At 70.9% G+C, this 12,943-nt stretch carries 9 protein-coding genes and 2 pseudogenes; 8 read left to right on the top strand and 3 right to left on the bottom strand.

The window, feature by feature from the left end:
- Positions 1 to 3: 3 nt before the first annotated feature.
- On the bottom strand, positions 4 to 951 hold the full coding sequence (locus tag AC5P09_RS05745; RefSeq protein ID WP_493872733.1) for an NADP-dependent oxidoreductase: 948 nt from the start codon (positions 949 to 951) through the stop codon (positions 4 to 6).
- 420 nt (positions 952 to 1,371) lie between these two features.
- Between AC5P09_RS05745 and AC5P09_RS05740 the strand changes: the two genes are divergently transcribed.
- Positions 1,372 to 1,503, top strand: a complete 132-nt coding sequence (locus tag AC5P09_RS05740; protein ID WP_107091473.1) for a hypothetical protein — start codon at positions 1,372 to 1,374, stop codon at positions 1,501 to 1,503.
- Between the two features lie 76 nt (positions 1,504 to 1,579).
- On the opposite strand, the gene AC5P09_RS05735 is transcribed toward AC5P09_RS05740, so the two are convergent.
- Entirely contained in the window at positions 1,580 to 3,160 is a 1,581-nt protein-coding gene (locus AC5P09_RS05735; protein ID WP_493872732.1) for a purple acid phosphatase family protein, read from the bottom strand.
- A 142-nt stretch (positions 3,161 to 3,302) separates the two neighbouring features.
- Between AC5P09_RS05735 and AC5P09_RS05730 the strand changes: the two genes are divergently transcribed.
- From AC5P09_RS05730 to AC5P09_RS05715, 4 genes are all read left to right on the top strand, one after another.
- On the top strand, positions 3,303 to 4,346 hold the full coding sequence (locus AC5P09_RS05730; RefSeq protein ID WP_493872731.1) for a 3-isopropylmalate dehydrogenase: 1,044 nt from the start codon (positions 3,303 to 3,305) through the stop codon (positions 4,344 to 4,346).
- 250 nt (positions 4,347 to 4,596) lie between these two features.
- A complete protein-coding gene (locus AC5P09_RS05725) occupies positions 4,597 to 5,685 on the top strand; it encodes a branched-chain amino acid aminotransferase (protein WP_493872730.1) in 1,089 nt (362 codons plus the stop codon).
- Between the two features lie 158 nt (positions 5,686 to 5,843).
- On the top strand, positions 5,844 to 6,914 hold the full coding sequence (locus AC5P09_RS05720; protein WP_493872729.1) for an adenine nucleotide alpha hydrolase family protein: 1,071 nt from the start codon (positions 5,844 to 5,846) through the stop codon (positions 6,912 to 6,914).
- 16 nt (positions 6,915 to 6,930) lie between these two features.
- Complete coding sequence (locus tag AC5P09_RS05715; protein ID WP_493872728.1) at positions 6,931 to 8,250, top strand: KamA family radical SAM protein; 1,320 nt, start codon at positions 6,931 to 6,933, stop codon at positions 8,248 to 8,250.
- 207 nt (positions 8,251 to 8,457) lie between these two features.
- On the opposite strand, the pseudogene AC5P09_RS05710 reads toward AC5P09_RS05715, so the two are convergent.
- Positions 8,458 to 8,958 (bottom strand): annotated as a pseudogene (locus tag AC5P09_RS05710) (cytosine permease); the annotation flags it as partial.
- Here AC5P09_RS05710 and AC5P09_RS05705 point away from each other — a divergent pair.
- From AC5P09_RS05705 to AC5P09_RS05695, 3 genes and pseudogenes are all read left to right on the top strand, one after another.
- A pseudogene (locus AC5P09_RS05705) lies at positions 8,886 to 9,269 on the top strand (TetR family transcriptional regulator C-terminal domain-containing protein); the annotation flags it as partial. The pseudogenes AC5P09_RS05710 and AC5P09_RS05705 overlap by 73 nt on opposite strands.
- Before the next feature lie 123 nt (positions 9,270 to 9,392).
- On the top strand, positions 9,393 to 11,483 hold the full coding sequence (locus AC5P09_RS05700; protein WP_493872727.1) for a TolB family protein: 2,091 nt from the start codon (positions 9,393 to 9,395) through the stop codon (positions 11,481 to 11,483).
- Entirely contained in the window at positions 11,480 to 12,727 is a 1,248-nt protein-coding gene (locus AC5P09_RS05695; RefSeq protein ID WP_493872726.1) for a hypothetical protein, read from the top strand. Before AC5P09_RS05700 ends, AC5P09_RS05695 begins: the two co-directional genes overlap by 4 nt.
- Positions 12,728 to 12,943 lie beyond the last annotated feature (216 nt).

Raw genomic sequence — 12,943 nt, 5'->3', positions numbered from 1 at the left:
GCCTCAGTCCGGCATCACCAGCACCACCCCGCCCCGCACACCCCCCGCCTCGCCCAGCTCGTGCGCCTCGGCCACCTCCGCGAGCGGGAAAGTCGCGTCCACGTGGAGGCGGATGCGGTGGTCCGTCAGCAGGGCGGCGATCTTCGTCAGGCGTTCGGCGGAGGGTTCCGCCTGTACGACCGCGAAGCGCATCCCGCGGGCCTCCACGTCCTCCGGGGCGAGGCCCAGGTCGCCGGGGACGGCGCAGATCAGCAGGCCCTTCGGACGCAGGGTGCCCAGGGTGCGCGGGCCGTGGGCGCCGCCGACCAGGTCGAGGGCGACCTCGATGTCGTGGACGGCGGTGGTGAAGTCGGTGGTGGTGTCGTCGACGAGTTCGTCGGCGCCGAGGTCGCGCAGGAAGGCGTGATCGTCGGCGCGGGCGGTGCCGATGACGTACGCGCCCTCCGCCTTGGCGAGCTGGACCGCCGCGTGTCCCACCCCGCCCGCGGCCGCGTGGATCAGCACACGGGTGCCCGGCCCGACCCGGGCGATGTCGATCAGGGCCTGCCAGGCGGTGAGCGTCGCCGTCGGCGCGGCGGCGGCGCGAACGTGGTCCAGCGGGGCGGGCTTCACCGCGAGGTGGCCGGCCGGCGCGGTGACATGGAGGGCGTGACCGCCGCCGTCGACCGGACCGAACACCTCGTCGCCGGGGCGGAACCCTACGACCTCGGCACCGACCTCCTCCACCACGCCGGAGACGTCCCTGCCCAGCGTGAACGGCGGCTCCCCGTACACCGGGGCCGACCCCGAGCGGGCCAGCCGGTCCTCCGGGCTGACGCCCGCCGCGCGCACCCGGACCAGCACCTCGCCGGCCGCGGGCACGGGACGCGGCCGGTCCTCGACCGTCAGGACCTCCGGTCCGCCGAAGCGGTGCTGGGTCGTCACCTGGGTGCGGGGCTGTTCCGTGGTCATGCGGGACTCCCTCCCGGATGTGCCGCCGCGTCGCGTGGACCGGGGCGGCGGATACGGCCGCTGCCGTCCATCGTGTCTCCGCCGCCCGCTCTTCGGCACCCCGTCGACTCGCGGAGCTGCCGACGCATGCGAAACCGCAGCTCAGCGCGGTGCGGGCCACCTCGCCGTCTCAGATAGCAGGAAGTCCGAGTAATTGTGGAGACAGACGCGCGCTCCTCCCTTAGTTTTGTAGGAGCCGAACGTCTCGCTCGACCAAGCGAATGGCGGTCGTGAGCCGGGCCCCGTGCAGGCAACCCCTGCGGCACCGCTCCCCGCCTCTTCTGGGGGCACCTCCCACGCCCTTAAGGCAGTGGGGGAGTCTCGCATCCCTTCTGTGCACGCCAGTCGTGCATTCCAGGAACTCGAAGGAGTCGATTTCCCATGGCCGAGACGACCGCCCGCCGCCGAGTCCGTCGTATCTCCCGTACGAGCGAGTCCGACCGCAAGAACGCCGCAGCCGCCCTCCAGCGCGCCCTCGACCGCCGCGACAACGGCGGCTCGACCGGCCACTGAGCCGCTGCCCCGAAAGCAACCCCTTACCGGGAACCCATAAGCCGGGAGCCGCACCCGCACGAGGTGCGGCGCGGTCTCAACCGCCGCGCCGCACCTCGAAATGGTCGATGCGCTCCCCGCTCTGCGCCAGCGCCGACACCGTCAGCCGCGGCCGCGCCCCGCTCTCCGCCTCCACCGAGAGGAAGGAGAAGCCCCGGTAGCGCACCCGCGACCACTCCACGATCTCCTCCTCGGACTGCTTCGACTTGGTCCACTGGAAGGTCTCGACGGACTCGCGCTCGCTGACGTGCCCCTCGTAGCTCTCCTTCACGCCCGTCGGGAAGCCGTACAGGTCCTTGCCGCCGCCGCCCGCCGTGACGTACACGGTCCCGTCCCGCGTGGGGTCCGTGGACGCGCCGATCGGGACCGGCCGGCCGACCTGGCCGCCCTTGATCGCGTCGGTGCGCTCGTAGACGTGGTTGTGCCCGTTGATCACCAGATCCACCTGGTGCTTGCCGAACAGCGGCAGCCACGCGTCGCGGACCCCGCCGTCGGAGGCGTGCGAGGAGGTCGAGTACGCGCAGTGGTGGAAGAAGACGACCACGAAGTCCACCGAGGCGTCCGCCCGCAGCTCGCCCAGCTTCCGGTCCAGCCACGCCGTCTGCTTCCCGTCCGTGTAGCCGAAGTTGGCGGGGATCTCGTACGACACGTCGTTCGCGTCCAGCGCCACGAAGCCGACGTTGCCGTACGTGAACGCGTACACGCCCGGTGCCTTGCGCGGGTCGAAGCCGCTGTCCGGGAGGGACCAGCGGGCCAGCTGGCCGCCGTAGCCGTCCGGCGAGTACCAGGCCTCCATGTCGTGGTTGCCGGTCGTCACCATCCACGGCACGGACCGGGTGACCGGCTCGTTCTGCTTGAGGAACAGGTCCCAGAAAGCGGGGTCGTAGCCGTCCGACTTCTCGCCCCGGCCGTTGACGTTGGCGTAGCAGATGTCGCCCGCGTGGAGATGGAAGGCGGGGTCCTGCCGCAGCAGCACGTGGTCGTTGGCGGCCGCGGCCTTGCTGACGCCCTGGTCGCCGAACGCCGTGAAGACGAACCGCTCCGGGGTCGCCGGGGCCGTGCGGAAGGTGCCGATGGTCTTCCGGCGCTCGGGCGATGCCGGGTCGAAGCCTTCGTGTCCGACGCCGTAGTAGTACGTCGTGCCGGGGCGCAGGCCGTCCAGGGCGGCGTGCAGGTAGTACTGGTCGAGCGCCGACCGTACGCCGGTCATGCCCGGTGTGTGCAGGTCGCGCACCTCGGCCTCGATCCTGCGGCTCAGGTCCTCGGGCCGGGTCCCGATCCGGACGTACGGCTTGCGCACCGCGAGCGGCACCTGCCAGGAGATCCGCATCTGCGTCTTGGGGTCGGCGCCGAAGGCGAGATGGCGGCCGAAAGGGGCGACGACCGAGCCGTGGACCTTGCCGAGGGACGAGGCGGTTGCCGACGCCGACGCCGACGCCGACGCCGTCGCACTCGGCGATCCACCGCCCGAACATCCGGTCAGCAGCCCGCCCGCCACCGCGCCCGCCGTCACCAGCGTGCGGCGCCGCGACAGCCTGGTCCGCAGGTACTCGTGCTGCTCGGCCATGCTCATCCGGCGCGCGAGCCGCGGGGGAATGCCGAAGTCCGGTGTCTCCATGCAGGTGAACTTCCCAGCGCAGCCCAACGCCCGCCCCACATACGGGTGAACGGCAACCGAAGGGCTGAGGCCGTCCCCGGTGCGGGTGTCCGTATCGCGGACGGCCCGTGTCATCCCGTGGGACCAGGGGTACGGTGCCGACATGTCTCGCAGCCTCAATCTCGCAGTGATCCCCGGTGACGGCATCGGGCAGGAAGTCGTGGCCGAAGGCCTGAAGGTCCTCTCCGCCGTCCTCCCGCAGGATGTGAAGCTGGAGACCAAGGAGTACGACTTCGGCGCCGCGCGCTACCACGCCACCGGTGAGACCCTCACCGACGCGGACGCCGAGGCCCTCAAGCAGCACGACGCCATCCTGCTCGGCGCTATCGGCGACCCCTCGGTCCCGTCCGGTGTCCTGGAGCGCGGCTTCCTGCTCAAGCTCCGCTTCCTCTTCGACCACCACGTCAACCTGCGTCCGTCGAAGCTGCTGCCGGGTGTCGCCACCCCGCTGGCCGGCGAGCCGCAGATCGACTTCGTCGTGGTCCGCGAGGGCACCGAGGGTCCGTACACCGGCAACGGCGGCACGATCAGGAAGGGCACCCCGCACGAGGTCGCCACCGAGGTCTCCGTGAACACGGCCTTCGGTGTCGAGCGCGTGGTCCGGGACGCCTTCGCCCGCGCCCAGGCCCGCCCGCGCAAGAAGCTCGCGCTGATCCACAAGAACAACGTGCTGACCTTCGCGGGTCACCTGTGGACCAACATCTTCAACAAGGTGGCCGAGGAGTTCCCCGAGGTCACCACCGAGTACATGCACGTGGACGCGGCGACCATCTACCTGGTCACGCAGCCCGAGCGCTTCGACGTGATCGTCACCGACAACCTCTTCGGCGACATCATCACCGACCTCGCCGCGGCCGTCTCCGGCGGCATCGGCGTCGCCGCGAGCGGGAACATCAACCCCTCCGGCGAGTTCCCGTCCATGTTCGAGCCCGTCCACGGCTCGGCCCCGGACATCGCCGGCCAGGGCAAGGCCGACCCCAGCGCCACGGTCCTGTCCGTCGCCCTCCTGCTGCGTCACCTCGGCTACGAGGCCGAGGCCGCCCGCATCGAGGACGCCGTCTCCGCCGACCTCGCGGAGCGCACCGGCAAGCCCGCCCGCAGCACCTCGGAGATCGGCGACGCGCTCGCCGTACGAGTAGCCGGCTGACCTGCCGCGCTTCCTCACCCCTCGAAGCCGCCGGGTCACTCAACACCCGGCGGCTTTCGCATGTCCCCGCCGGGTGCCACCATCATCCTCTGGGTCGCATTCACGCTGTTTTCGTCCACGGCCTCCGTCGCGCGATAATCGAACGCGGAGCCGCGGATTGAGGGAATGCTCGGACGTCCTAGCACTGGCCACTGGCAGTACGGGCGTGAGCGCGGCCCGTCACTATCCGACCGGTGAAGGACAACCACTCATGACGACGCCCACGATCGAGCTCAAGCCCTCGGCCTCGCCACTCTCCGACGCGGAGCGCGAGGCGATTCTGGCCAACCCGGGATTCGGCCGCCACTTCACCGACCACATGGTGGTCATCAAGTGGACGGAGGGCCGCGGCTGGCACGACGGCCAGCTCGTCCCGTACGCGCCGCTCTCCCTCGACCCGGCGACGATGGTCCTGCACTACGCGCAGGAGATCTTCGAGGGACTCAAGGCCTACCGTCAGCCCGACGGTTCCGTCGCCAGCTTCCGCCCCGAGAAGAACGCGAAGCGCTTCCAGTCCTCCGCCCGCCGCCTCGGCATGCCGGAGCTGCCGGTCGAGACGTTCATCGAGGCGTGCGACGCGCTGGTGCGCCAGGACCAGGCCTGGGTCCCGGCGCACGGCGGCGAGGAGTCCCTCTACCTGCGCCCGTTCATGATCGCGACCGAGGTCGGCCTCGGTGTGAAGCCCGCCAACGAGTACCTCTTCCTGGTCATCGCGTCCCCCGCGGGCGCGTACTTCCCGGGCGGCGTCAAGCCGGTCTCCATCTGGCTCTCCGAGGACCGCGTCCGCGCCGTCCCCGGCGGCATGGGCGACGCGAAGACGGGCGGCAACTACGCGGCCTCCCTGCTCGCCCAGGCCGAAGCGGCCACCAAGGGCTGCGACCAGGTCTGCTACCTCGACGCGGTCGAGCACAAGTGGGTCGAGGAACTCGGCGGCATGAACCTGTACTTCGTGTACGGCGACAAAATCGTGACGCCCGCCCTCACCGGCTCCATCCTCGAGGGCGTTACCCGCGACAGCCTCCTCTCCGTCGCCCGCGACCTCGGCTACGAGTCCGAGGAGGGCCGCGTCTCCATCGACCAGTGGCAGCGCGACGCCGAGAACGGCACCCTGACCGAGGTCTTCGCCTGCGGCACCGCCGCGGTCATCACCCCGGTCGGCACGGTCAAGCGTGCCACCGCCGAGTGGAAGCAGTCGGGCGGCGAGCCCGGCGAGGTCACCCTCAGGCTCCGCCAGGCCCTCCTGGACATCCAGCGCGGCACGGCGGAGGACAAGCACGGCTGGATGCACAAGCTCGGCTGAGGCCGGGGGGACTCCGCTCCCGGTCGTCCAACCACCGTCCGGGCGCCGGTAGTTCGTTCGACGCGTATCGCCTCCCCCGCGCGGGTATCTCCTGATTCCGCGGGGGAGGCGCGTCCCCTCCCCGTGCGCGGACAGAACCGGGGGAGGGGGAGGCACGGGTGAACGGACGGTCTCCGATACCGAGGCTGCGCTGGCTGGCACGGACCTTGCGCACGCCCCGTCGCCCCCAGAGCCTCACAGTGCTCGTCCTGCTCGGGGCCTGTGCGGCGCTGCTGCTGTGGCGCAGCGCCGGCATGGGCAACTACGGCGAGAACCTCGCCCTCAACCTCGGCACCGACATCGTCGGCGTGGTCATCACCGTCTTCGTGATCGGCCCGCTCATCTCCCGCGCCCAGGAGGGCCGGGTCCGCGAGCACACCCGGCTCGACTACGAGTGGTTCAGCGCCCAGGTCCACGGCACCACCTCCAACGTCAAGGTGCTCGACACCTTCTCCAACCTCTTCGGCCCGCAGTTCTCCGAGCGCTTCTACCGGGGTGTCAGGGCAGCCACCGGGCACGGCGCCCGTGTCCAGATCCTGCTCCTGGACCCCGACTCCCTCGCCGTCATCCTGCGCGGCCGGGAACTCGGCGAACGCAGCGCCGACATCCGCCGCGACATCCTGCGCAACCTCCGCACCCTGCACGACTTCGCGCGCCGGCTCGACGCGAACTCCCGCCCGTTCCTCGAAGTACGGCTGTGCTCCACCTCTCCCGGCGTGACGCTCTACCGCTGGGACGAGCGCTGTCTGGTGTCCTTCCTCACCGTCGGCCGGCTGTCCGGCGAGGGCGTCCAGCTGGAGGTCGCGGTGCGTTCCCCGCTCGGCACCTTCGTCGAGCAGAGGTTCGACGAGCTGTGGCAGCAGAGCATGCCGATGGAGCGGTTCACCCATCTGCCGGTGACCCTGGTCGACGCGGCCGCCGCGCGACGGGACTTCACCTGCCAGTTCGTGTCCGTCGAGGACTGTCTGTACGTCTGTGGCCCCGACCTCGTCACCTACCTGGCCCGGCACCGCCTCGACGAACTCTCCGCGTACAGCGAGGCCTTGAGTATCCAAGGGGCCCATCAGGTGTTCGTCGTGGACGACGAGAGCGAGCTGCACGCGCGGCTCATCCAGCACTTCGCGGAGAAGTACGATGCGTCGGCGACCGCCTTCGTCGAGTTGCGGCCGCCGGTCCTAGTCACGGAATAGAGGGCCCTGGCACACCATGAGTTCAGCGCACCACCCCGCTCCCACGGGGAGCTCCCGCTTTCGCGCCTTCACGCCTCGTGACCTGGACGGCCTGCTGCGGCGCGTGTCCCTGACGGCCGATCAACGGCTGGCCCTGCGGGCCGTGGCGGCGGTCCTGCCGTTCCGTACGAACAGCTATGTGGTCGACGAGCTGATCGACTGGACGGCCGTGCCCGACGACCCGATCTTCCGGCTGACGTTCCCGCAGGCGGGCATGTTGCCCGAGCCCGACCTCAAGCAGATGGCGGACCTGCTCGCCCAACAGGCGCCGAAGGCCGAGGTCCTGCGCGCGGCGCACGAGATCCGGATGCGGCTCAATCCGCACCCCTCGGGCCAGCTCGACGCCAACGTCCCCGTGCACGAGGGCCGGCGCCTGACCGGACTCCAGCACAAGTACCCGGAGACGGTGCTGATCTTCCCGCGCCAGGGGCAGACCTGCCACGCCTACTGCACGTACTGCTTCCGCTGGCCCCAGTTCGTCGGCGAGGCCGATCTGCGGATCGCCACCGACGACATCGGCGCCACGACCGCCTATCTCCGCGCCCACCCCGAGGTGACCAGCGCGCTGATCACCGGCGGCGACCCGCTGGTGATGAGCACGGAGGTACTGCGCCGCTACGTCGAACCGCTCCTGGACATCGACTCGATCCGCTCGATCCGCCTCGGCACCAAGTCGCTCGCCTTCTGGCCGTACCGCTTCGTCTCGGACCGCGACGCCGACGACCTGCTCAGGCTGTTCGAGAAGGTCGTCGCGAGCGGCCGGCACCTCGCGCTGATGGCCCACTTCACGCATCCGCAGGAGCTGCGCCCGCCCGTCGTACGGCAGGCGATGCGCCGGGTGCGGGACACCGGTGCGGTGATCCGCTGTCAGGGTCCGCTGGTGGCCGGCATCAACGACAGCGCCGAGGCCTGGGCCGAGCTGTGGGAGGAGACGACCACGCTGGGCGCGGTGCCGTACTACCAGTTCGTGGAGCGGGACACCGGCCCGCAGGGCTACTTCGGCGTCCCCCTGGTCCGCGGCCACGCGATCTTCCGCGAGGCCTACGCCCGCGTCTCCGGCCTCGCCCGCACGGTCCGCGGCCCGGTCATGTCGGCGATGCCCGGCAAGGTCTGCGTGGACGGCGTCGCCGAGATCGCCGGCGAGAAGGTCTTCGTCCTGCACCTGATCCAGGCCCGCGACCCGGACCTGGTCGGCCGCCCGTTCTTCGCCGCCTACGACGAGGGCGCGACCTGGTTCACGGACCTGAAGCCCGCGTTCGGGGCCAGTCAGTTTCTGCCCGGGCTGGAGGTGGGCTGAGTGAACGCCTCATCGGCTCAGCCTGGGGCCACGGCCGTCTGGTTGGCGCTTGCTGTGGCGGTGCTCCTGTCGGTCGTCGTGGCCTTGGTCGCTGTGCTCATCAAGATCTGCGCGGGAGGTCGACCTGTCGAGGCCGTGTCGGCGGCAGGGGTGTGCTTCGCCGCGACGATGGCGCTCGCCGTCCCGACCTTCAGCGCCGTGGGCTTACTACGCTGAGCTCCGTTCCGGTCGGGCCGGGTCCGGAGCTGTGGCCGTCCGGGATGCGAGCGCCAGGTACGCCAGCCCGCCCACCGCCCCCGACAGCAGGAAGCTGCAGTCCACCCCGCCCGTCAGGGACAGCAGCGGGCCCTCGTACGACGGCAGTGAGACGGCGAGGACGCCGACCGCGGCTCCCGCTGCCCAGGACGCGGTGGCCGGGATGTTCCAGCCGCCCCGGTACCAGTAGACGCCGCCCCGGGAGCGGCGGTTGAAGACGTGGAGGGCGTCCGGGTCGTAGACCCCGAGGCAGCGCGCGAAGCCGATGAGGGTGATGACCGCCCACGGGGTCCCGATGGCCGTCAGGAGGAGGACGAACGACGTCATCGCGTCCTGGGCCTCCCACGTGGGGTGTCCGGCCCCTGCGGGACGGTGCGCTCCACTCCAAGGACGAGCTGCTGCTGCAGACCCTGGAGTGGAGCGAGGGAAAACTGGGCGCGGAGCGCGGGCGTCTCCTCATCCGCACGGCGCCGGCCCGCGAACGCCTCGACGCGTACGTCGACCTGTACGTCCCCGCCGGCCACCGCGACCGCCAGGCCGCGATCGAGGGCGCCTGGCACCGCGACCTGGTGGCGCTGATCGCGGAGGGGGCGTAGAGGGGGGAGTTCCGGGCCGTCGACCCCGACCGCTTCGCGTCCCGGCTGCGTGCCCTCCTCGACGGTTTCTCCATCCACGTGGCGATCGGGCTGCGGGGAACCGACTGGGCGCAGATTCTCGGCCACGTACGGGAGTTCCTGGACGAAGCGCTCCTCGCGGACGCCTGAGATCGCGCCCGGGTTGTACGCAATAAGGCCGATTGACCCTGTGGGTGGTGGTGCGTTTGCCTCGAAGGGAGCCCACGGCGCGGGGCCGGGGGTGAAGCGTCAACGGGGACCACAGGGGGGAACATGTCCAGAGCCGTACATGTGTCCAGATGCTCTTTAGGCGCGGTGCTGCTGCTCGCGCTCGCCGGAACAGCCGTTCCGAATGCCACCGCGGCGCCGCACGCACCGCACACACCGCGCGTCGAACGAGTCAGTACCGCCGCCGACGGCACCCAGGCCGACGGGCCGTCCAACGGTGCCGCGATCAGTGCCGACGGCCGGCACATCGCGTTCACGTCCATCGCGCCGAGTTTCGGCTGCGCGCGCTTCTCGCCGTGCCTGCTCGTGAAGGAGCTGGCCACCGGCGGGGTCACCAGGATCGACCTCGGCAGTGGCCACACGTACGGCTCGCCGATGCCGAGCGCCGACGGGGGCCGTATCGCCTACTCCGCGGGCACCCGGTTCCTGGCCCCGTACCTGTACGACCGCGCCACCGGCCGCTCGGAGCGGCTGTGGCCGGAGAACCCGCCCGGTTCCAACGAGTTGGGCCGCGTGGAGTCGATCAGCCCGGACGGCACGCACGTCGCGTACACCATCGGCAACCGCCACGGGCCGCAGAACACCCGGCTCCTGTACGTCCGCGACACGGCCACCGGCACCGACGAACTGATCTCACCGGCCGAGGAGGGCTCCAAGCGCGGGGCCTCGGTGAGCGGCGACGGCGAGCGGGTCGCCTACCAGGTCCCCGGGCCCACCGAGGAGGACCCGGACGACGTCTTCGTCAAGGACCGGACGACGGGCGAGCAGGTCCAGGTCGACACGGGTCTCGGCCAGGCCTCACTGGTCCGCATCACCGCGGACGGCCGCCGTGTCCTCCTCGACGCGGACAGCGGCCTGTACGTGCACGACCTCCGCACAGGTGACTCACGGCGCGTGGCCGAGGGCCGGACCTTCTCGGCCACGGCGGACGGCCGGTACGCGGTCGTCGCGGGCGAGGACGGCATGCGGGTGCGCGACCTGCGGACGGGCCGGCGCGGAGCGGCTCTCCCGGCGGACGCCCAGCCGGGATCGGAGATGCTGGCTGCCCAGGGGCGTGCGGTGGCGTTCGGTTCGAGAGCCTCCCACCTGGTGGCGGGCGACACCAACGGGGAGGCGGACGTGTTCGTCTTCTCGGGCGTGCTCCGGGAGAACCCGGACCCGATGCCGTCCGTCACCGAACGGATCAGCATGACGTCGGACGGGCAGCAACGTCCCGGGGCGTCCCACGACCCGGTGATGGGGGAGGGCAAGGTCGTCGCGTTCACCTCGCAGGGGACCGACGACCCGAAGGACACGAGCGTGTTCGTCAACGCGCCCGGCGGCATCTCCCAGGTCGACTCCGGTACGCAGGGCCCCTCGCACGAGGGGACGCCCTGCTACAGCGGACGCATGGTCGGCTACGTGGCCCCGTCCGAGGCCGACGGCGCCCCGGAGGTCAACATCCGCAACCGCTCGGTCGGCAAGCTGACCCGGCTGGGCTCCTACCAGGGTGTTCGCTTCACGTGGATGGGGCAGCCCAGCGTGGACCCCACCTGCCAGTGGATCACCTACGCCGCCACGCTCCCCGCCACCGACACCGACCCGTCGCCGCAGCCCCGCGTCTACCGCTTCAAGTTCAACGGCGGTACGACCGACCTGGTCAGCGCGCCCACGGGCGAGCCGGCGGGCAACCCGTCGATCAACTACGACGGCCGGTACATCGCCTTCGAACAGGGCGGCGACATCTATGTGCGAGACCTGGACACCGGCGCCCTGGAGAAGGCCGGAGCGCATGCCTCGGCCCCCTCCCTCAGCGCGGACGGGCGCAAGGTCGCCTACCAGCAGGGCCGGGACGTCCACGTCCGCGACCTCGACTCCGGGACCACGACCCGGGTCAAGGGCGCGCAGCCCTCGCTCTCCGGGGACGGCACGCGGGTCGCGTACACCTCGGACCGTTCCGTGTACCTGCTCGAACTCGCCACCGGGAAGCGGCAGTTGATCAGCGTCGACCGCTGGGGCGGCCGCAACGACCTGCCGGCCCGGCACCCGTCCGTCAACGCCGACGGCACCGTCGTCGCGTTCGAGTCGGCGTCACCCGATCTGGTGGAGCAGGACACCAACGGGGTGTCGGACGTCTTCCTGCGGACAGCGCAATGACAAGCAGCAACCACTACGGGGGAACAACCATGCACCGCAACAAGCGAGCCTTCGCGCTCGCCGTCGCCCTCGCCGCCGCCACGGCGACGCTGACCGGTCCCGCGGCGAGCGCCGCACCCAGGGCCCCGCACACCGAGCCGATCAGCGTCACGCCGGAGGGCAAGGCGGGCAACGGCGTCACGAGCACCGCCGTCATCAGCCGCAACGGCCGCCACATCGCCCTCACCTCGGACGCCGAGGACCTGGACCCCAATGTCCCGCACGGCGGCATGTACCTGCGCGACCCGCACACCGGGAAGCTCCGCTTCGCGGGCTTCGGCGGCCTGGTCGCGGTCCTGAACGACGGCCGCTACGTCTACGCCGAGTACGCCGCGACCACCGACGTGTGGATCCACGACATCGCCACGGGCAAGCGCGTCGGGTTCGGCATCCAGATTCCCGAGGGCTTCACCGGGCAGCCCGCCGAGGTCTCCGTGAGCCCCAACGGCCGTTATGCCGTCTACACGCTGCAGGATCCCGACGACGGCACCAGCGTGGTCTTCCTGCGCGACCGCGTCGCCGGCACCACCGAGCGGATCAGCCACCCGAAGCCCACCTGGGAGCCCCGCAACGCCTTCCGGCCCACCGTCAGCGACGACGGGCGCCGTGTCGTCTACCAGTACAACTACGCGAACGGCCCGCGCGGCGACGACTGGGGCGACGTCTGGATGTACGACCGCACCACGGGCGAGCACACCCAGATCGACCGCTCCCACGACGGCTCGAAGACCGAACGGGAGTCGCTGAACCCGTCCATCAGCGGCAACGGCCGTACGGTCGTCTTCGAGTCCCGGGACACCCGCCTGATCCCCGACGACAACGACGTCAGCTGGAACGTGTTCGTGCACGACATCGCCACGGGGAAGAACCAGCGCATCCACGGCACCCAGGGCGGACCCGGCGAGGTCTACACCCGCAACGCCGCGGTGAGCGCCGACGGCCGGTACGTCACGTTCATGTCGGAGGTGACGGAGCCCGGCAGCCGGTACGGCAAGGAGTACCCCGTCTACCTGCGGGACCTGAAGAAGGGCACCACCCGCCTGGTCACCCCGGACACCACCGGCGGCACGGCCACGGCCGACGTCCTGCCGGGCCGGATCTCCGACGGTGCCCGCAGCATCCTCTTCCAGTCCACCGACCCCACACTGATCCCGGCCGGCGACACCAACGACGGCACCGACGCCTTCGTCCGCCACCTGCGGTGATCAGCACAGTGCTCGCATCCTGAGACGGACGGTGAGCACGGGGACGGTCTGTGCCAGACTGCCTCCGTGCTCTCGTTCGCCATGATTATTGGCAGCAGGCGCGCCGGTCCGCAGTGACCGCTCCGTACGACCAGGTACGAGCGGACACCGTCGTCTTCGACCCGCGCGCAGACCTCTCGCACCCGCGAGAGGTTTTTCGCTTTTCTGGCCCACCCA

The sequence above is a fragment of the Streptomyces sp. a15 genome (assembly GCF_059026085.1).
Note: the sequence above shows the minus strand (reverse complement) of the source record. Positions and strands in the feature narration are given on the sequence as shown.